Source organism: Sphingopyxis sp. OPL5, assembly GCF_003797775.2.
Lineage (GTDB): Bacteria > Pseudomonadota > Alphaproteobacteria > Sphingomonadales > Sphingomonadaceae > Sphingopyxis.
In genome coordinates this window covers 2,116,256-2,135,760 of record NZ_CP060725.1, presented here as the reverse complement: position 1 = coordinate 2,135,760, position 19,505 = coordinate 2,116,256, and the positions used below count along the sequence as shown (strand labels likewise).

15 protein-coding genes are annotated in these 19,505 nt (G+C 67.7%); 13 read left to right on the top strand and 2 right to left on the bottom strand.

Annotated features, from left to right (window positions below):
* Positions 1-46: 46 nt before the first annotated feature.
* The 13 genes from EEB18_RS10120 (at position 47) to EEB18_RS10060 (ending at position 14,074) form a co-directional block, all read left to right on the top strand.
* Positions 47-1,591 (top strand): phospholipase D family protein, encoded by a 1,545-nt coding sequence (locus tag EEB18_RS10120; protein WP_187141746.1) that lies wholly within the window; start codon positions 47-49, stop codon positions 1,589-1,591.
* A 55-nt stretch (positions 1,592-1,646) separates the two neighbouring features.
* Positions 1,647-2,426 carry a histidinol-phosphatase gene (gene hisN / locus EEB18_RS10115; RefSeq protein ID WP_187141745.1) on the top strand — a complete coding sequence of 260 codons (780 nt, stop codon included), beginning with the start codon at positions 1,647-1,649 and terminating at the stop codon, positions 2,424-2,426.
* A gap of 134 nt (positions 2,427-2,560) precedes the next feature.
* On the top strand, positions 2,561-3,136 hold the full coding sequence (locus EEB18_RS10110) for a porin family protein (protein ID WP_262408235.1): 576 nt from the start codon (positions 2,561-2,563) through the stop codon (positions 3,134-3,136).
* Between the two features lie 172 nt (positions 3,137-3,308).
* Entirely contained in the window at positions 3,309-3,512 is a 204-nt protein-coding gene (gene rpmI, locus EEB18_RS10105) for a 50S ribosomal protein L35 (RefSeq protein WP_056341643.1), read from the top strand.
* A gap of 13 nt (positions 3,513-3,525) precedes the next feature.
* Positions 3,526-3,891, top strand: coding sequence for a 50S ribosomal protein L20 (rplT, locus tag EEB18_RS10100; protein WP_056341641.1), 366 nt, complete (start codon positions 3,526-3,528; stop codon positions 3,889-3,891).
* A gap of 327 nt (positions 3,892-4,218) precedes the next feature.
* Positions 4,219-5,121, top strand: a complete 903-nt coding sequence (locus EEB18_RS10095; protein WP_187141743.1) for a helix-turn-helix domain-containing protein — start codon at positions 4,219-4,221, stop codon at positions 5,119-5,121.
* Between the two features lie 98 nt (positions 5,122-5,219).
* Positions 5,220-6,317, top strand: a complete 1,098-nt coding sequence (gene pheS / locus EEB18_RS10090) for a phenylalanine--tRNA ligase subunit alpha (protein ID WP_187141742.1) — start codon at positions 5,220-5,222, stop codon at positions 6,315-6,317.
* A complete protein-coding gene (pheT, locus tag EEB18_RS10085; RefSeq protein ID WP_187141741.1) occupies positions 6,314-8,710 on the top strand; it encodes a phenylalanine--tRNA ligase subunit beta in 2,397 nt (798 codons plus the stop codon). Before pheS ends, pheT begins: the two co-directional genes overlap by 4 nt.
* Before the next feature lie 58 nt (positions 8,711-8,768).
* Positions 8,769-9,596 carry a LytTR family DNA-binding domain-containing protein gene (locus tag EEB18_RS10080; RefSeq protein ID WP_187141740.1) on the top strand — a complete coding sequence of 276 codons (828 nt, stop codon included), beginning with the start codon at positions 8,769-8,771 and terminating at the stop codon, positions 9,594-9,596.
* 102 nt (positions 9,597-9,698) lie between these two features.
* The gene (locus tag EEB18_RS10075; protein ID WP_187141739.1) at positions 9,699-10,460 is read left to right on the top strand and encodes a hypothetical protein; all 762 of its coding nucleotides are present in this window, start codon (positions 9,699-9,701) and stop codon (positions 10,458-10,460) included.
* Positions 10,461-10,486: 26 nt separating this feature from the next.
* Positions 10,487-10,900 (top strand): GFA family protein, encoded by a 414-nt coding sequence (locus tag EEB18_RS10070; RefSeq protein ID WP_222943163.1) that lies wholly within the window; start codon positions 10,487-10,489, stop codon positions 10,898-10,900.
* A gap of 53 nt (positions 10,901-10,953) precedes the next feature.
* Positions 10,954-12,174, top strand: coding sequence for a hypothetical protein (locus EEB18_RS10065; protein WP_187141737.1), 1,221 nt, complete (start codon positions 10,954-10,956; stop codon positions 12,172-12,174).
* A gap of 94 nt (positions 12,175-12,268) precedes the next feature.
* A complete protein-coding gene (locus EEB18_RS10060) occupies positions 12,269-14,074 on the top strand; it encodes a diguanylate cyclase (RefSeq protein WP_187141736.1) in 1,806 nt (601 codons plus the stop codon).
* On the opposite strand, the gene EEB18_RS10055 is transcribed toward EEB18_RS10060, so the two are convergent.
* Complete coding sequence (locus tag EEB18_RS10055; RefSeq protein ID WP_187141735.1) at positions 14,071-16,830, bottom strand: [protein-PII] uridylyltransferase; 2,760 nt, start codon at positions 16,828-16,830, stop codon at positions 14,071-14,073. The genes EEB18_RS10060 and EEB18_RS10055 overlap by 4 nt on opposite strands.
* A complete protein-coding gene (gene mutS / locus EEB18_RS10050; protein WP_262408192.1) occupies positions 16,827-19,478 on the bottom strand; it encodes a DNA mismatch repair protein MutS in 2,652 nt (883 codons plus the stop codon). Before mutS ends, EEB18_RS10055 begins: the two co-directional genes overlap by 4 nt.
* Positions 19,479-19,505: the final 27 nt, after the last annotated feature.

Below are 19,505 nucleotides of genomic sequence, written 5' to 3'. Positions count from 1 at the left end.
AATTCCTGAACAGCGGTCATCGCGCCGGAAAAGGCTCTTGCGACGCATGTTGACGTCGCTGGTTTTCGCGACCGGAAGCTTTGCATTGCTGGCACTGGCGCTTTGGGCGGCATTCCCGCTCCCGTCGCTCGACGGCCGGCGCGCCAGCGCGGCCCTCGACGGTCAGGGCACGCCGATCGCGGCGGCGATCGCCCCGGTGTCGGCGCGGCACCCGGGGCAAAGCGGCATCTATCTGCTCCCCGATGCGCTCGACGCCTTTGCCGCGCGGGTCGAGATGATCCGCGCCGCCGAACGGTCGGTCGACCTGCAATATTATATTTGGAACAACGACCTGTCGGGGCGCATTCTACTCGCCGAACTGGTCAGGGCGGCCGACCGCGGCGTCCACGTCCGCCTGCTGATCGATGATAACACCACGGCCGGACTCGACCCGATGCTGGTCGGCGCGAACGCCCATCCGCGCATCGAGGTGCGATTGTTCAACCCGCTGACCCTGCGGTCGGTCCGCGCGGCCAATTACCTCTTCGCTTTTCCACGCCTCAACCGGCGGATGCACAACAAGTCGCTGACCATCGACGGCGCGGTAACGATCGTCGGCGGGCGCAATGTCGGCGACGAATATTTCGGCGCCGAACAGGACGGCTTGTTCATCGACATGGACGCGCTGGCGATCGGCGCGGTGCTGCCCGAGGTGTCGGCGCAATTCGACCGCTATTGGAACAGCCGGTCGGCTTATCCGGCCGAATTGCTGATCGCCGCCGATGGCGGCGAGCCGATGCCGGCGCTGCGCGACCCACCCGAATCGGACAGCGAACGCGGACGGCAATATCGCGCGGCCATCGCGGCGACCGCCTTCATTCGGGATGCGATGACCCAGACGCTGAACTGGCAATGGACGGAGGTCCGGCTGTTCAGCGACGATCCGGCAAAGGCGCTCGGGGCCGAACCGCCCGAATCGCTGCTGATCAACCGGTTGAAACCGGTGATCGCCGGCGCGCAGGGCAGCTTCGACCTGGTTTCGGGCTATTTCGTGCCGGCCGGCTCGGGTACCGACCTGCTCACCGGCCTCGCCCGGCGCAAGGTCGATACGCTCGTCGTGACCAACAGCTTTGCGGTTACCGACGTCCCGCTGGTCCACGCCGGCTATGTCAAGAAGCGCATGCCCCTGCTCGAAGCCGGTGTTCGGTTGTTCGAGGTCCGGCCCGGTCCCAAAGGACATGCCGAAGAAAGCCCCCACAGCGCGACCCGATTCAGCGGCGGCGGCGAAAGCCTGCACGCCAAGACCTTCGTCGTCGATCGCCGGCTGCTGTTCGTCGGTTCGTTCAATTTCGATCCGCGGTCGGCCGAACTCAATTGCGAAATGGGCTTCCTGATCGACAGCCCCTATCTGTCCGGGCTGGTCGCCGACGGGCTGCACGCACGCTTGCCCGATCACAGCTACGCCGTGACGCTGTCGCCGGAAGGCACATTGCAATGGGGCATATCCACCGACGGGCGGCAAAGCATCCTGGCCACCGAACCGGCAACCACGGCGTGGAACCGCACCGGCGTGTGGCTGCTGTCGCACCTGCCGATCGACTGGCTGCTCTAGCCTCACACCGGCGGGCATGGCATTGGCGCTCGATTGCCACTCCATTGGAGTTCCCATGCGCGCCGAAGACATTGCCCTCGCCAACCGCCTCGCCGACGCCGCCGGCGCCGCGATCCGCCCGCTGTTCCGTTCCGCCTATCAGCATGAGGCAAAGGCCGACGCATCGCCCGTCACCGAAGCTGACCGCGCAGCCGAGGCCGCGATGCGCCGCCTGCTCGACGCCGAAGCCCCGCGCGATGGCATCATCGGCGAGGAATATGGCGCCGAGCGTCCCGACGCCTCGCGCCAGTGGGTGCTCGACCCGATCGACGGCACCGTCAGCTTCATGGCCGGCCGGCCGATCTTCGGCACGCTGATCGCGCTGCTGCAAGACGGCTGGCCCGTGCTGGGCATCATCGACCAGCCGATCGCGGGCGAACGCTGGGTGGGGGCAATGGGACAGCCGACCCTGTTCAACGGCAAACCCGCACGCACGCGCAGCTGCCGCAACCTGTCCGACGCGGTGCTCGCGACGACGGGCCCGCAATATTTCAGCGACCATGACGGCGAGCATTTCATGGCACTGGCGGCGCAGACCGCGCACAAGCGCATGGTCTTTGGCGGCGACTGTTACAATTACGGGCTGCTGAGCAGCGGCCATATCGATCTGGTGGTCGAGGCCGGGTTGAAGCTTCACGACTTTGCCGCGCTGGTCCCCGTCGTCGAGGGCGCGGGTGGAACGATGTGCGACTGGAACGGCGATCCGCTCCACAGCGAGAGCGAGGGCCATGTCATCGCACTCGGCGATCCGGCGCGGCTCGAGGATGTGGTCGAGGGACTCGCCTGCCACCATTGAGGCGAGCGGTCATCGCCTTCGCAGGCCGTTGGCATTGCGAACGCAATGTCGCTTTACTCTGTCGCCCAAACGGCTAATCGCCCCCGCGACGCTGAACCCAGCGTCTTCTAAACAGGGGGTATTTCGTGAAAAATATGATTGTGGCTGCGATCCTCGCGGCCGGTTTTGCTTCGCCCGCGCTCGCGCAGGAAGACGATGCAGGCAATGCCAAGGCGGGTTTCCGTATCGAAGCGCGCGCCGTCTATGAAACGCCGACGGTCAGCAGCATCGCCCAGAACAACGATGTCTACAAGGTCGGCAGCGCGGTCGCGTGGGGCGGCGAAGCGGGCTTCGACGTCGCCGTCGGCTCGTCGTTCGTGGTTGGCCCCTATGTCACCTTCGAAAAATCGTCGGTCGAGGCCAGCGACGGCATCGACACGCTGAAGGTCAAGGACAATCTCGGCGCCGGCTTGCACCTCGGCTATGCGATCGGGTCGAAGGGCCAGATCTATGGCAAGGTCGGCTATGCCAAGCTGCGCGTCGAAGCGCAGAGCGGCGCGCTGCGCGCCACCGAGAGCGGATCGGGCTTCCAGGGTGCGGTCGGCTATGAACATGGTTTCGGCGAGCAATTCTATGGCCGCGTCGAATTCGGCTATGGCGACAATGGCCGCATCGGCGGCATCAATTTCCAGCGTCGCCACGCTGGCGTCGCGCTCGGCGTCCGCTTCTGAGCATGGCGGGACGGAACGGGGCGCCGGAAACGGCGGCCCGTTCTTTCCTGGGAATGGACCGCAAGGCTTGCATTTCCGGGCGAATCCTTCTAGGCGCGCCGCTTCCGATTGTAACGGCTGGCTGAAAGGGCTGCCATGCCGCTACGCAAACGGACTTCCAAAGGAGACCAAAATGCCCAAGCTGAAGACCAAGAGCGGTGTGAAGAAGCGCTTCAAATTCACCGCCTCGGGCAAGGTGAAGCACGGCGTCGCCGGCAAGCGCCACCGCCTGATCAACCACAATGCCAAATATATCCGCACCAACCGCGGCACCAGCGTGCTGAGCGATTCGGATGTGGCCCATGTGCGCCTCTGGGCGCCCTATGGCCTGAAGTAAGGAGCGCTAAGCCATGTCACGCATCAAACGCGGCGTCACCACGCGCGCCAAGCACAAACGCGTATTGGAACAGGCGAAGGGCTATTACGGCCGTCGCAAGAACACCATTCGCGTTGCCAAGCAGGCGGTCGAAAAGGCCGGCCAATACGCTTATCGCGACCGTAAGGTCAAAAAGCGGAACTTCCGCGCCCTGTGGATCCAGCGTATCAACGCCGCGGTTCGCGCCGAAGGCCTGACCTATTCGCAGTTCATGCACGGCGTGAAGCTGGCGGGTGTCGACCTCGACCGCAAGGTCATGGCCGACCTGGCGATGAACGAAGGCGGCGTGTTCGCCGCGATCATCGCGCAGGCGAAGGCGGCACTGCCCAAGGCGGCCTGAGCTCCGGGCATCATCGCGACAAAGACATAAGGGCGGTCCCGCGAGGGGCCGCCCTTTTTCGTGCCCGCACCATTTGCCGGCGGGCCGCCACAAACAGAAACGGCGCGAAGGTTGCCCCTCGCGCCGTTCCGACGATGATCGTAAACGACGCACCGCCCCCCTCCCTCCGAACCGAAAAGCCGTGGGTCGCAGAAAGCCGCCGGCCGGTGGAAGATGTTCCTTGCCGCGACATATGCGGTCGCGCGCCGCGGAAGAATTGTAAAAACCCGACAAAGGAATCGCTTAGCCTGTTGTTTTTTTTCGCATAGGTGCGAAGGGTGCGGCGTCATGACGGATGAGACCAGTCATTCGGGGCAAGGCACCGACGTGCGCGTGGCGACGCGCTTTTTTCCCGTGTCCGCGGCGCTGCGGCCCTATTCGAGCATCATCTATCTGACCGAGGTCGAGGCGCCGGCGGGTGTGCGCATCGAGGATTATCTGCACCCCGAATGGGCGAACATGCGCTTCATAGAGGGCGACACGACGTTGAGCGCGATCGGGAACGATCCGGTGGTGCCTGCGCCGAATTTCAACGTCACCGGTCCGACCAGCAAGGCGACCTATTTCTCGGTCGGCAGCATGCGCACCTGGGGGATCGGCATCCTGCCGGCGGGCTGGGCGAAATTCTTTGCGATTCCGGCCGAGGAGATGGCCGACCGCTTCGTCGATGGCGCCGCGCACCCCGCCTTTGCCGCGCTCGCCCCGCTGGCCGGAAAATTGCGGCAGGCCAACGACGTCGAAGCCGCGGCGCAGGCGATCGACGATCATTTCACCGGCCTGCTGGACGGTGCGCCGCGCGACGACCCGGCGATCCTTGCCGCGCACGGCGCGCTGATCGACGACGATCTCGGCAGCGTCGCCGAACTGGCCGACAAGCTCGGCTTGTCCGAACGCTCGGTCGAGCGGCTGAGCCGCCGCGCTTTCGGTTTCCCGCCCAAATTGCTGCTACGCCGCCAGCGCTTCCTGCGCAGCCTCGCGCGCTTCATGCTCGACCCGTCGATGGCGTGGATCGATACGCTCGATTATCATTATTACGACCAGGCGCAGTTCACGCGCGATTTCCAACGCTTCATGGGGATGAGTCCACGCGCCTATGCCGCGCGCGCCAAGCCGATCCTCGGTGCCGCCGCCCGCGGGCGCGCCGCCGCGATCGGAGCCGCCGTACAGGGGCTGCACAAGCCCGGAAACTAGCGCGATCCGGGCCCTCGGGGGTTGACCCGCGCCGCCCGTTCGGTGCAAGCGGCGCCGCAGTAAAGCGCGGCATTTCCGCCGCCGCAGGACAAACGACCATGAGCGATTACCAGGCTATGCAGGCCGAGCTGACCGGCGCGATCGAGGCCGCGACCGATGTGGGCGCGCTCGAGGCGCTGCGCGTCGCCGCGCTCGGCAAGGCGGGCAGCGTCACCGGCCTGCTCAAGACGCTCGGCGGCATGACCCCCGAGGAGCGCCAGACGGTCGGCCCGCAGATCCACACGCTGCGCGAGGCGGTGACCGCGGCGCTCGCCGACCGCAAGGACGCGCTCGAAGGTGCGGCGCTCGAGGCGAAGCTCGCGAACGAACGCCTCGACATGACGCTCCCCGCCGGCGCCGCCGCGCGCGGCAGCGTGCATCCGGTCAGTCAGGTGATGGACGAACTTGCCGAAATCTTCGCCGACATGGGCTTCGCGGTCGCGACGGGTCCCGAGATCGAGGACGACTGGCACAATTTCACCGCGCTCAACATTCCCGAGACGCATCCGGCGCGGGCGATGCACGATACCTTCTATTTTCCCGAAGTTGGCGAAGGTTCCGCGCAGCGGATGTTGCTGCGGACGCATACGTCGCCGGTGCAGATCCGCACGATGATGGAAAAAGAACCGCCGATCAGGATTATAGCCCCCGGGCGTGTCTATCGCAGCGACAGCGACGCGACGCACACCCCGATGTTCCACCAGGTCGAAGGTCTCGTCATCGACCGCGGCATCCATATGGGGCACCTCAAATGGACGCTCGAGACCTTCCTCAAGGCCTATTTCGAGCGCGACGACATCGTGCTGCGACTGCGCCCGAGCTACTTCCCCTTCACCGAACCCTCGGCCGAGGTCGATGTCGGCTATAAACAGGAAAAGGGCCGCCGGATCGTCGGCGGCAACGGCGACGACGAAGGCCATGCATGGATGGAGCTGCTCGGCAGCGGCATGGTCAACCGCCGCGTGATCGCGAACTGCGGGCTCGATCCCGATGTGTGGCAGGGCTTCGCCTTCGGGGTCGGGGTCGACCGGCTCGCGATGCTCAAATATGGCATGGACGACCTGCGCGCCTTCTTCGACGGCGACCTGCGCTGGCTGTCGCACTACGGGTTCGGCGCGCTGTCGGTCCCGACGCTCAGCGGGGGGATTTCGGCATGAAGATCACCCTCGACTGGCTGAAGGTCCATCTCGAAACCTCGGCGACCGTCGCCGACGTCGTCGCGACGCTCAACCGCATCGGCCATGAGGTCGAAGGCATCGAGAATCCGGCCGAGAAGCTGACCGGTTTCCGCGTCGCGCGCGTGCTCACGGCCGAAAAACATCCGCAGGCCGACAAATTGCAGGTGCTGACCGTCGAGGCCGGCCCCGACATCAACGGCGGCGCGCCGCTGACCGTCGTGTGCGGCGCCCCCAACGCGCGCGCCGGCCTCGTCGGCGTGCTCGGCCTGCCCGGCGCGGTCGTGCCCGCGAACGGCATGGAATTGAAGGTCGCCGCCGTGCGCGGGGTCGAATCGAACGGCATGATGTGCTCGACGCGCGAACTCGAACTCGGCGACGATCATGACGGGATCATCGAATTGCCCGCCGATGCCCCCATCGGCACCGCCTTCGCCGATTACAGTGGCGCGGGCGAGCCGGTGATCGACATTTCGATCACCCCCAACCGGCAGGATTGCATGGGCGTGCGCGGCATCGCGCGCGACCTCGCCGCCGCCGGGCTCGGCACGCTGAAGCCGCTCGAGGTTCCCGTGATCGCGGGCGCAGGCGCCATCGCGACGCCGATCGCGACGAACGACGCGGAAGGCTGTCCCGCTTTCTATGGCCGCACCATCGCTGGCGTCGACAACCGCGTCGCCACCCCCGAATGGATGCGCCGCCGTTTGGAAGCGGTCGGCCAGCGCTCGATCTCGGCGCTCGTCGACATCACCAACTATGCGATGCTCGACCTCGGCCGGCCGAGCCATGTCTATGACCGCGCGCAGCTCAGCGGCGGGCTGACCGCGCGCCGCGCGAAGCCAGGCGAGACCGTCACCGCGCTGAACGGCAAGGATTATACGCTGAGCGACACGATGACGGTGATCGCCGACGACGCGGGCGTCCACGACATCGCGGGCATCATGGGCGGCGAGCATAGCGGGTGCAGCGAGACGACAACCGACGTGCTGCTGGAGATCGCCTATTTCACCCCCGAGCGCATCGCGCTGACCGGGCAGGCGCTCGGCCTGACCAGCGACGCGCGCAGCCGGTTCGAGCGCGGGGTCGACCCCGCCTTCCTCGACGATGCGACCGCGATCGTCACCGGGCATATCCTCGCGATCTGCGGCGGCACCCCGTCGGAAGTGACGCGCGCGGGCACCCCGCCCGCGGCCGAAAAGACGGTCGAGTACGACCCCGCGCTGTCGGCGACGCTCGGCGGCATCGCGATCGAACCCGCGACACAGCGCGCGATCCTCGAATCGCTGGGTTTCGGCGTGACCGAAGGCACGCCCTGGCGCATCGCGGTGCCGAGCTGGCGCCGCGACGTCGACGCCGCGCCCGACATCGTCGAAGAGGTCACGCGTATCACCGGCTTCGACGCGGTCGAATCGGTCGCGCTGCCGCGTGTCGATGGCGTCGCCAAGCCGACCGCGACCGCCGACCAGTTGCTCGAACGCCGGCTGCGCCGCGCTGCGGCGGCGGGCGGCTATCATGAGGCGGTAACGTGGAGCTTCGTGTCCGACCGCGAGGCCGCGCCCTTCGGCGGCGGCGCGTGGAGCCTCGCCAATCCGATCAGCGAGGAGCTCAAGGTCATGCGCCCGTCGCTGCTACCCGGGCTGCTCGCCGCGGCGGCGCGCAACCAGAATCGCGGCGCCGACAGTATCCGGTTGTTCGAGATCGGGCGCCGCTATCTGGCCGATACCGAACATCCGACCCTGTGCATCGTGATGGCGGGTAACCGCAGCGAGCGCGGCTGGCAGGCGGGCAAGGCGCAGCCCTTCGACGCCTATGACGCCAAGGCCGCGGCGCTGGCTTTGCTCGACGCCGCGGGGGCGCCGACCGACCGGCTGCAGGTGATGGAGCCCGTCGCCGAGGCCGGCATCTGGCACCCCGGACAGGCCGCGACCCTGCGCCTCGGCCCCAAGGCGGTGCTCGCCGAGTTCGGCGCGCTGCACCCGTCGCTGGCGCGGCATTATGACGTCGACGGCGCGGTGATGGCGGTGCAAATCTTCCTCGACGCGATCCCCGCGAAGCGCGCGAGCGGCCCGGCGCGCAGCGCCTTCACCCCGCCCGCGCTGCAGCCGGTGCGCCGCGACTTCGCCTTCCTCGCGCCCGACAGCCTCGCGGCGGGCGACCTCGTCCGCGCGGTGAAGGGCGCCGACAAGGCGGTGATCACCGACGCGCGCCTGTTCGACCGCTTCGCCGGGCAGGGCGTGCCCGAGGGTCAGGTCAGCCTGGCGGTCGAAGTCGTGTTGCAACCAGCAGAGAAAAGCTTTGCCGAGGCCGAGCTGAAGGCGATTGCGGATAAGGTGGTGGCTGCGGCAGCGAAGCTCGGGGCGGTGCTGCGGGGGTGAGCCCCGGTTCGGCCCGGAGCGGCGGCGCGTTGCACGCCCGGCCGGCAGGGCCGGGACGATGACCGCCGCGGCGAAACGGCCGCCGAAGGGCCGCCTGCTCGCCGTGAGCCTAGGTGTGGCGGCTTGGGTCGTCGCGACGCTGGTCAGTGCCGTTCAGGAGCAATTGTTCGCCGCCTATCACGGTCGGCCGCAGGACTGGTGGCCGACGCTCGGTTATACCGCCGCCGTTTTTTCGGTGTGGGCCTTGTTGACGCCGCTTGTGCTGAAGGCGGCAGAAGCCGTCCATGCAGCGCAGCTACCGCGCGTGGCGGCGGCCGCGCTATGGATCCTGGGATATCCGCTGTTCGCCGCACTGCATGTGATGATCTTCGTGCTGCTGTTCTGGCCGATCTATGGCGCGCAGGCCCCCACGGCGTTCGCGATGGCGCAGCCCGTGCTGCTGGCGAATCTCGACAAGGCCGCCTTTGCCTATGTCGCGCTGGTTGCGGTCGCCCATTGGCGCCGCCAGTTTCGCGCGCGGAGCGAGGCCGCGCCGTCCGCCGAGGCCGCCCCGGCCGGGGAGGAGGGGTTGTGGATCCGCGTGTCGGGGGGCTCGCACTTCCTGCGCTTTGACGAAATCGACTGGATCGCCGCTGCCGGAGACTATGCCGAGGTGCACGCCGGTGGGCGGCGCTTGTTGACCGATCGGTCGCTGACCGCGTTGGCCGCCGAGCTTCCCGAGGCCGCCTTTGCCCGCATCCATCGCAGCGCGATCATCAGGCTCGACCGCGTGCGCGAAGTGCAGCGTCTTGGCCGCGGCGATGCCAAGCTGTTGCTGCGCTCCGGCAAAACGCTGCGCCTCAGCCGGCGCTATCGCGACAGGATTGCCGCCCGGCTATCCTTCTGAACCCGCTCGGCGAAGCGGCGGTCCCGCTCACCGATCCGCGCTCGCCCGATCACTGCCCTTCGTCGACACCCGGCGGTGACGACAAGGACGAGGGTCACCACCATGCGTATCGCATCATTTCATTTCCTGTTCGCCGCGCTGTTGCTGGCGGCCGCAACGCCCCGCGCCGATGCCGCGACGGCCGACGACGGGGTGCTGGTCATCGGGGCGCTCCACGATCTCCACGACAGCGAGCCGGCGTTCGGCTATGACCAGTTGCGCGCCGCGATCCTGGCCTTTGCGCCCGACGTCCTGGTGATCGAGGTCCGGCCCGACGAACTGGCCGAACGCAAGGCGACGCCCGGCCGCCCCGAATATCCAGCCGTCGTCTGGCCGTTGCTGGCGCATATGGAGGTCGAGTCGATCGCGATGGAGCCGGGCGGCGAGATGTTCGAGACTATAGCGGGGGAAGCGGGCGCGGCCTTTGCGGCGCTGAAGCAGCGCGATCCCGATGGCGCCGCGGCGCTGTCGCGCCTCGATTCCGACATCGAGCAGATCCTGCTGCGCTATTGGCAGAATGCCGGGCAGGTGCAGGACGCAACGACGGCTTCGCTGGCAGGTAGCGTGCAGGCGGCGCAATTTGTGCTGGTCGGCCCGGCCTTCGTCGCCGCCCAGTCGCGCTGGGATAAGCATATGGCGGACCAGACGCGGCAGGCGGTGCGAAACAATCCAGGCAAGAAAATGATGGTCATCGGAAGTTACAGGAATCGGGCAATGCTAGAGACGGCGGTGCGCGAGATCGCTCCGCGACGCGTCCTCGACGCATCGGACTGGATCGGACGGCTGAACCCCGCGAAAACGGTCGGCGACCAAATCGGGAAATGACCCCATCCCCAGGCAGGAGCAGGATGATGAAGCGTTGGTATCAGGGAAGCTGTCACTGCGGGACGGTGACGTTCAAGGTGCATATGGATGTCGCGGCCGGCACCGGCAAATGCAACTGCAGCTTTTGCTGGAAGCAGCGGAACTGGAATGTCGGCGGGTTGAAGCCCGAGGCCTTCGAGCTGCTGACCGGCGAAGAGGCGCTGACCAGCTACGGCCGCGAAAGCGAGGCCTTTTCGATCTCGCATCAATTTTGTTCGCGGTGCGGGACGCAAACGCATGGCGGCGGCTATCTGGAGGAACTGGGCGGTGCGTTCGTCTCGGTGCGCCTCGCGGCGATCAACGACCTGCCCGTCGAGGATCTGGTGACCGCGCCGGTGACCTACAGCGACGGCCTCCACGACAATTGGTGGAATGCGCCCGACGAGATTCGCCACCTTTGATGGGGCGCCGCACGCCACCCCCAGCCAATCCCTTCCTTCGGCGAGCCATATCCATGCGTTTCCTGTTCCTCCTGCTCATGCTGGCGTTGTGGCCGGCCGGCGGCGCCGATGCGCAAGATGTGCCGCCGCTCCCGCAAACCGAGGTTGTCATTCTGGGCGTCGATCACAGCGCGCAGTTGATCAACCGCCGCCAGCAACCGGGCGCGGTCCGGGCTTTCGTCGATGCGATAGGCCCGGCCGCGATCTGCATCGAACGCGCTCCCGACCGCTTTGCGCGCAACGATCATTATGAATTCACTTATGAGATTCAGGACCTGCTCGTTCCGTTGGCGCGCGAACGCGGCCTGCCGCTGTGCCCCTTCGACTGGCTGCCGAGTGCGGAGGATAGCGCGCTGGGCCTTGGCATCGCCGACCTCGAGGCGGTTCCCCTCCTCCGCCGCGAGGCCGGTTTTCAGGGGTTCCTGACCTTCCCCGACCCGCGATCGCGCACGCACGGCCTGTTTTTTGCCGATGCGCCCGAAGAGGGCGCCCGCCACCGCGCCTTTTATGCGGATTATCCCGACCGGGCGGCGCGCGATTTTCCCCGTCGCCTCTTCCTATACCGGACCTTCATGCAGGCGCGGCGGATCGCCGCCGCAGCGCGCGCTTATCCGGGCCAACGGATGCTCGTGGTCGTCGGCGTGATGCACAAGGCCGATATCGAGCAGATATTGGCGGGCGATCCCGCGATCCGCATCGTGCAACCTTCGGCGATCGCGGCTGAGCCCGATGCGGCCGCCATGGCCCGCTTCACGCGGACGGAGGATCTGGCGGCGATCGCGACGTTCAACCTGCTCGGCACCGGATGGCGCGACTCGCATCTGGACCGCGCGTGGATGGCCGAGGTCGTCAGCGAACTCGAGCGGCGAAGTCCGGGTGCCGAGAGCGCCTTGCTCGCGGCGCGGCTGGCGGAGCGCGAAGGCGCGCGCCCGAGCGCGATGCTCGCACGCTACCTGGCGATCGCGCGGCGCGCCGACGCCGGACACTTCACCTGGATGGGCGTGAAGGACCGCTCGCGGATCGATTCCTTCTTCGACCCGTTCGGAAATCTGCCGGTCGCCGACCGCGCGCTGCTCGAAGCGGCGCGAATCCACATCGACCTTGGCGAACGGTCGAAAGCCATGGCGATACGCCGCCGGCTTGCCGCATCGCTTGGCAGCGATTTCAAGCGGCTGCAGTTCGACGGATATTGGGCGCGATATGTCGAGCGCGCGGCGTTTAGGCGGGTCACGTAAATGGTGTCGACCGCATGTTCACCATAGGCGGCGACAGGCGCATCTTCCATCGCGGTTAACCTGCTTCGAACGATTGCCATCCTAAAGTCCGCTCATGCGCTTGGCGACGATCACCAACTGGGCCTATGGCGCGACCGTCCTGCTGACGATCGTGTCGAGCACGACGATGATCTTTGCGTCGAACGCGCAGGAGCGCGAGCGCGAGGCGGTCGAGCAACGCTATCGGCTCGACCGGGCGACCGGCACGCTGGGCGACGAAATTTATCGGTTGAGCGACCGCGCACGGCAATATGTCAACACAGGCGATCCGACCTATCTGGCCGGCTATCGCAGCGAGGTGGCCGCGCTGGCGAGCGTCGAGCAGCGGATTCGCCACATCGGCGACGCCGGGGCGTCGGCGAGCGAGCTCGATGCGCTGAAAAAGGCGATCGCGCTGGCCGATACGCTGCACGACGAACAGGAAACCGCGCTGGCGGCGCAGGAGCGCGGCGACGCCGCGACCGCGCGGCAGATTTTGTTCGGCCCCGAATATGAGCGGCAGCTCGACCGGTCCGAACTGGAGGTCCAGCGGTTCCAGGACCAGCTCGACAGCCGCATCGAGGAACGGGTCGCCGACGCGACCGAGGTGTCGATCCTGTGGAAGCGCATTTCGGAGGTCGTGCTGGCGCTGACCGCGCTGCTCGTCCTGTGCGTGCTCTATTTCGTCTTCAAACGCCGCGTGCTGCACCCGGTCGTCAGGCTGAGCGACGTCGTCAACCGGCTGGCGGTGCAGGATTTCGCCGCCGAACCGCCCACGGTCGAGCATATCGACGAAATCGGCGACATGGCGCAGGCGATCCGCCTGTTTCGCGAAAACGGCATCGAACGCCAGCGGCTGGAGGTCGAGCGCGACGCCGACCGGTCGATGCGCGACCTGCTGTCTCGGATGACGCAGCGCATGCAGGGCAGCGACACGCTGCACGACCTGAAAGAGGTCGTCCGGCGCTTCATTCCCGAGATCGTCCCCGACCTTCCGGGTCGGCTCTACCTGCTCGACCAGCAGAGCAAGCTGGTGGTCGAGGCGTGCAGCTGGCTGGGCCCGGTGCGATCGAGCGCGCAGTTTTCGGCGACGTCTTGCTGGGCGCTGCGGCGCGGCCTGCGTCATCGCCCGGCGGGCGACCATGTCGACGTGCCGTGCGACCACATCGACTGGAACGCCGAGGCGCCGGTCGACAGCCTGTGCCTGCCGCTGATGGCGCAGCGCGAGACTTTGGGCCTGCTCTATTTCGAAATGCCGACGGACGCGGCGAACCGCGGCGCGGCGCAATTGATCTATTTCGACATGCTCGCCGAGAATATCGGCCTCGCCATTGCCAATCTGCAGCTGCGCGATTCGCTGCGCGAAATGGCGATGGCCGACCCGCTGACCGGGCTCGCCAACCGCCGGCAGCTGGGCCATGTGCTGGAAACGCAGATCGCGCAGGCCGTGCGCGACGGCGAGCCGCTGAGCTGCCTGATGATCGACGTCGACCATTTCAAGCGCTTCAACGACGTCCATGGCCATGAGGCGGGCGACGCGGTGCTGCGCGCGGTCGGGCGAGTGCTGGCCAATGTCACGCGCGAGCCGGAGTTCGCCTTTCGCTATGGCGGCGAAGAGTTTCTGTTGCTGTTGCCCGCGCTGTCGCCCGAACAGGCGGCGGAGCGCGCGCAGGACATCCGCGACCGCATCGCGACGATCGAACTCGCGCATGCCGGCGGCGAGCCGGGCGGCCTGTCGGTGTCGATCGGCCTGGCGGTGGCGCCGCTGCATTGCGATTTTTCGCGCCTGATTCCGACCGCCGATGCCGCGCTGCTCCGCGCCAAGGCGCTGGGGCGCGACCGGGTGGAAGTCGCGCAGGTCCGCAAGGCCGCGGCGCTCTAGGCCGCGACCGCTTCCTCGCTGCCGCTTCCCGCGGCTTCGAGCAGGCGTTTCTCGAGCGACTTCACCCGCGCCGCGCTGTCGATCTTGTCGCCGATCAGGTCGGTCACGTAAAAGGTATCGACCGCGCGTTCGCCATAGGTAGCGACATGCGCGCTGTGCACCGTCACCTTCGACTGGAAGAGCGCATAGGCGAGCTGGTTGAGCAGCGCGGGACGGTCCTGCGCATTGACCTCGATCACGGTGAAGCGGTTCGACGCCTTATTGTCGACGAAGACATTGGGGGCGATGCGGAACGCCTCGGCGCGGGCGCGGGGGAGCGCGCGGGCTTCGAGTTTGGGCAATAATTTGTGGCGGTTGGCGAGCGCATCCTCGATCGCGCGGGTCAGCCGGTCGATCTGCCCCGCCTCGGCAAAGGGGCGGCCGAGCGGGTCCTGGACGAGGAAATTGTCGAGCGCGAGGCCGTCGCGGGTGGTGTGGATACGCGCGTCGATGATGTTGCCGCCGGCGAGGTGGATGCCCCCCGCGATGCGATAGAAGAGCCCCGGATGGTCGGCGGCGAGCACCATCACCAGCGTCGCGCCGCGATCCTGATCGGGCACCGCGGCGATGTGCAGCGGGGTATCGCCCGCCTGCTGCATATGGCGCAAGTTGGCGGCGATGACCTCGACCGGTTCGGCGATCCAGTAACTTTCGGGGAGGCGCTTCGCGAGCCGGGCAAAGCTCTTCTCGTCGAGACCGAGCAGCGCCTGCGCATCCTCTTTCTTGTTCGCGATCCGCTGTTCGCGACCCTTTTGCTTGTGGCCGAGGCGCAGCACTTCCTCGGCGGCGTCGAACAGCTCGGTGAGCAATTGCCGTTTCCAGCTGTTCCACACCCCCGGGCCGACCGCGCGGATGTCGACGACGGTGAGCACGAGCAGCAGGCGCAGGCGTTCGGGGCTTTGCACCTGCCCCGCGAAATCGAGGATCGTCTTGAAATCGGCGAGGTCGCGCTTGAACGCGGTCGCCGACATCAGCAGGTGATGACGCACGAGCCACGAGACGGTCTCGGTCTCCGCCTCGCTGAGCCCCAGCCGCGGGCAGACGCGCAGCGCGAGTTCGGCGCCCAATACGCTATGGTCGCCGCCGCGCCCCTTGGCGATGTCGTGGAGCAGCACCGCGACATAGATGGTCCGGCGCGAATGGATCTGGTCCATGATCGCGGTCGACAGCGGATGGTCGTCGCCGAGCCGGTTCTGCTCGATGTCGGCGAGCAGCCCGATCGCGCGGATCGTGTGTTCGTCGACGGTGTAGTGATGATACATGTCGAACTGCATCTGCGCGACGACGCGGCCGAAGTCGGGCACGAAGCGGCCGAACACCCCCGCCTCGTTCATCCAGCGCAGCACCGTTTCGGGATCGTGCGGGGACGTCAGCACGTCGAGGAACAGCGCGTTGGCGCGCGCGATGCGCCGCACCCCGCGCGCGTCGATCAGCTTGGCATCGTGGCGCGCCTGGCGCATCGCCTGCGGGTGGATTTCGAGGCCATATTTGTCGGCGAGCGCGAAGATTTCGATCAGGCGCACCGGGTCCGCCTGAAAGAAATCGTCCGCCGGCAGCGCGAGGCGGCCGCGGTCGAGCACGAAGCCGTTGAGCCGGCCCGGGCGGCGGCGGATCGTCGGCAGGAAGCGCCGCCCGCGCGCCGCAAGCTGGTCGTCGAGATGGGCGAGAAAGGTGCCGGTGACGTCGCCGACGCTTTTCGCGTGGATGAAATAGAGCTGCATGAAGCGCTCGACCGCGCTCTTGCCCGGGCGCTCGGCAAAATGCATGCGGCGCGCGATCTCGGGCTGGAAATCGAAGGTCAGCCGGTCCTCGGCGCGCCCCGCGAGCGTGTGGAGGTGGCAACGCACCGCGAGCAGGAAATTCTCGGCGCGCGCGAATTGCCGAAGCTCGCGGGTCGAGAGCAGCCCCGCGTCGACGAGTTCGGGGACGGTGCGCACGCGGTGGATGAACTTGCCGATCCAGAACAGCGTGTGGAGGTCGCGCAGCCCCCCCTTTCCTTCCTTCACATTGGGTTCGACGACATAGCGCGAATCGCCCATGCGCTTGTGCCGCTCGTCGCGCTCGGCGAGCTTTTCGGCGACGAAGCTGCGCGCATTGCCCGCGACGACCTCGGCATCGAAACGCGCCGAGGCCTGATCGTAAAGATCGCGGTCGCCCCAGATGAAGCGCCCTTCGAGGAGGGCGGTGCGGATAGTGAGATCGTCCTTCGCCGCACGCACCATCTCGTCGATCGATCGCGACGAATGGCCGACCTTCAGCCCGAGGTCCCAGAGCGTGTAGAGCTGCGCCTCGATCACCTGTTCGGTCCAGCTCGTCTGCTTGAACGGGGTGAGGAAGCCGATGTCGATGTCGCTGTACGGCGCCATTTCGGCGCGGCCATAACCGCCGACCGCGATGATCGTGATGCGCTCGCCCGCTGAACGATTGCCCGCGGGATAGAGATGATCGACGGTGAAATCATAGGACAGGCGGATGATCTGGTCGATCAGGAAGGCGGTCGCGCTGGCGGCGAGGCGGCCCGACGAGGGCGCTTCGAGCAGGCGGCGGGCGATTTCGGCGCGGCCCTCCTCCAAGGCGACCTTGAGCAGGTCGACGAGCGCGCGGCGGCGCTTGCCGGTATCGCTGGTCTCGGCGGCGACGGCCTCGAGCCGCTCGGCGAGCGCGCGGCGATCGATGATCGCGCGGCGGCCGTCGAGATGCGCGAAAATGTCGCTCATACCTCGCCCCCGGTCGCCTTGAGCCGGTAGAGTGCGTCGAGCGCCTCGCGCGGGGTGAGCGCGTCGGGATCGATGTTTGCGAGCGCCTCGCGCAGCGCATCCGTCACCGGCGCGGGTTCAGCGGCAAGCGTCGCGGCGAACAGCGGCAGGTCGTCGAGCCCCGCCGCGAGGCCGCCGGTCTTTTCGCGCCCGGCTTCGAGCTTCGCGAGCACCGCTTCGGCGCGCTTCACCACCTTGGGCGAGACGCCGGCGAGGCGCGCGACCGCGAGGCCGTAGCTGCGGTCGGCGGGGCCGTCGGCGAGCTCGTGGAGGAGGACGAGGTCGCCCTGCCATTCGCGGGCGCGGACATGGTGGAGCGAGAGCGCGTCGAGGCTTTCGGCGAGGCGGGTGAGTTCGTGATAATGGGTCGCGAACAGGCAGCGGCACTTGTTCACTTCGTGGACGGCCTCGACCACCGCCCAGGCGAGCGCAAGCCCGTCATAGGTCGAGGTGCCGCGCCCGACCTCGTCCAAGATGACGAAGCTTTGCGGGGTCGCCTGCGCGAGGATCGCGGCGGTTTCGACCATTTCGACCATGAAGGTCGAGCGCCCGCGCGCGAGATTGTCGCTGGCGCCGACGCGGCTGAAGAGGCGGTCGACGAGGCCGAGCCTCGCCGAAGCCGCAGGGACGAAGCCCCCGGCCTGCGCGAGCACGACGATCAGCGCATTCTGGCGCAGGAAGGTCGATTTACCGCCCATGTTCGGCCCGGTGACGAGCCAGAGCCGGTCGGCCTCCGACAGCGACAGATCGTTGGGGACGAAGCGTTCGCCCGCCTTGGCCAGCGCCGCTTCGACGACCGGGTGGCGGCCGCCGGTGACGTCGAGGCACGGGGTGTCGGCGAGGTCGGGGCGGCACCAATTGTGGCTCATCGCATGGTCGGCGAGCGCGGCGGCGACGTCGAGCCGCGCGAGCACGTCGCACGATGCGGCGATCGCTTCGCGGCGCGCGGTCGCGGCGTCGGTGAGCGCTTCGAGATGCGCGGCCTCGGCGGCGATGGCGTGGACGCCCGCCTGGGTCACGCGGCTCGCCGCCTCGTGCAGGTCCGACGAGTTGAAGCGCACCACCCCGGCGAGGGTCTGGCGGTGGGTGAAGCCCGATTCGGGTGCCATCAGCGCGTCGGCGTGCTTCGCGGGCACCTCGACATGATAGCCGAGCACGCCGTTGTGGCGGATCTTGAGCGCGGCGATGCCGGTGCGGTCGCGATAATCGGCTTCCAGCGCGGCGATCGCCTTGCGCCCGTCGCGCGCGGTCTCGCGCAGCGCGTCGAGCGCATGATCATAGCCTTCGGCGACATAACCGCCCTGCGCGGCGTCGACCGGCGGGGTTTCGATCAAGGCGCGGCTGAGTTCGTCGACGAGCGCGCCATGGCCGCCGAGGCCGGGAAGCAGGCGGGTGAGCAAGGGCGGCAGGTCGGCGCGGCGGCCGAGCCGTTCGCGCAAGAGGCGCGCGCCGCCGAGCGCATCGCGCAACTGGGCAAGGTCGCGGGGCCCGCCGCGCCCCGCGACGAGGCGGCCGAGCGCGCGGCCGGCGTCGGGCAGCGCGCGAAGGTCACTTCGGAGTTCGCCGCGCCACAGCGCATCGCGCGCGAAGGCGTCGACGAGGTCGAGCCGGTCGAGGATCGCGTCCTTGTCGGTGAGCGGGCTCGCGAGATCGTCGGCGAGCAGCCGCGCGCCCGCCGCAGTGACGGTGCGGTCGATGGTGCCGAGCAGGCTGCCGTCACGCGCGCCGGCCATGGTGCGCACGAGTTCGAGGCTTTCGCGCGTCGCGGCGTCGATCGCCATGCGCCCCGAGGCGAGGTGACGTACCGGCGGCTGGAGGAAGACGGTCGTGCCGGTGCCTACATGGTCGAGATAGGCGGCGATCGCGCCCATCGCGGCGATTTCGCCGCGCGAGAATTGGCCGAAGCCGTCGAGGGTCTGCACACCGAACAGCGATTCGAGCCGTTTCTGGCCGGCGTTGCTGGCAAAATCGGCGGTCGGGCGGCGCACGACCTGGCGCACGCTCCACGCGGGCAGGTCGCCGATACTCTCGCTGACCAGCAATTCAGACGGCGCCAGGCGAGCGAGTTCGGCGTCGACCGCCTCGCGGCGCACCGCGACGACCTCGAACCGCCCGGTCGAGATATCGGCGGCGGCGATCGCGACCTCGCCCTCGCTGCCGACCTCGGCGAGCGCCGCGAGCCGGTTGGCGCTGCGCCCTTCGAGCAGGCTTTCCTCGGTCAGCGTGCCCGCGGTGACGAAACGCACGATCGCGCGCGCGACGAGCGCTTTCGATCCGCCGCGCGCCTTGGCCTCGGCGGGGCTTTCGACCTGTTCGGCGATTGCGACGCGGTGCCCGGCGCGGATCAGCCGCGCGAGATAGGATTCGGCGGCATGCACCGGTACGCCGCACATCGGCACCGGTTCGCCGCCATGTTCGCCGCGCGACGTCAATGCGATGTCGAGCGTCGCGGCGGCGGCCTTGGCATCGTCGAAGAAGAGTTCGAAGAAGTCGCCCATGCGATAGAAGAGCAGGCAATCGCCCGCCTTTTCCTTGAGCGACCAATATTGCGCCATCATCGGCGTCGGGGCGGAGGGCTTGGCGGCGGAAAGGGCGGCGGTTGCGGACATCGCGCCCTGATTAGTGATTGGGGGGCG

Bases quoted from the DNA above. Each gene is read 5' to 3' on its own strand.
- EEB18_RS10120 (WP_187141746.1), top strand. From the start codon at position 47: ATGTTGACGTCGCTGGTTTTCGCGACCGGAAGCTTTGCATTGCTGGCA.
- hisN (WP_187141745.1), top strand. From the start codon at position 1,647: ATGCGCGCCGAAGACATTGCCCTCGCCAACCGCCTCGCCGACGCCGCC.
- EEB18_RS10110 (WP_262408235.1), top strand. From the start codon at position 2,561: ATGATTGTGGCTGCGATCCTCGCGGCCGGTTTTGCTTCGCCCGCGCTC.
- rpmI (WP_056341643.1), top strand. From the start codon at position 3,309: ATGCCCAAGCTGAAGACCAAGAGCGGTGTGAAGAAGCGCTTCAAATTC.
- rplT (WP_056341641.1), top strand. From the start codon at position 3,526: ATGTCACGCATCAAACGCGGCGTCACCACGCGCGCCAAGCACAAACGC.
- EEB18_RS10095 (WP_187141743.1), top strand. From the start codon at position 4,219: ATGACGGATGAGACCAGTCATTCGGGGCAAGGCACCGACGTGCGCGTG.
- pheS (WP_187141742.1), top strand. From the start codon at position 5,220: ATGAGCGATTACCAGGCTATGCAGGCCGAGCTGACCGGCGCGATCGAG.
- pheT (WP_187141741.1), top strand. From the start codon at position 6,314: ATGAAGATCACCCTCGACTGGCTGAAGGTCCATCTCGAAACCTCGGCG.
- EEB18_RS10080 (WP_187141740.1), top strand. From the start codon at position 8,769: ATGACCGCCGCGGCGAAACGGCCGCCGAAGGGCCGCCTGCTCGCCGTG.
- EEB18_RS10075 (WP_187141739.1), top strand. From the start codon at position 9,699: ATGCGTATCGCATCATTTCATTTCCTGTTCGCCGCGCTGTTGCTGGCG.
- EEB18_RS10070 (WP_222943163.1), top strand. From the start codon at position 10,487: ATGAAGCGTTGGTATCAGGGAAGCTGTCACTGCGGGACGGTGACGTTC.
- EEB18_RS10065 (WP_187141737.1), top strand. From the start codon at position 10,954: ATGCGTTTCCTGTTCCTCCTGCTCATGCTGGCGTTGTGGCCGGCCGGC.
- EEB18_RS10060 (WP_187141736.1), top strand. From the start codon at position 12,269: ATGCGCTTGGCGACGATCACCAACTGGGCCTATGGCGCGACCGTCCTG.
- EEB18_RS10055 (WP_187141735.1), bottom strand. From the start codon at position 16,830: ATGAGCGACATTTTCGCGCATCTCGACGGCCGCCGCGCGATCATCGAT.
- mutS (WP_262408192.1), bottom strand. From the start codon at position 19,478: ATGTCCGCAACCGCCGCCCTTTCCGCCGCCAAGCCCTCCGCCCCGACG.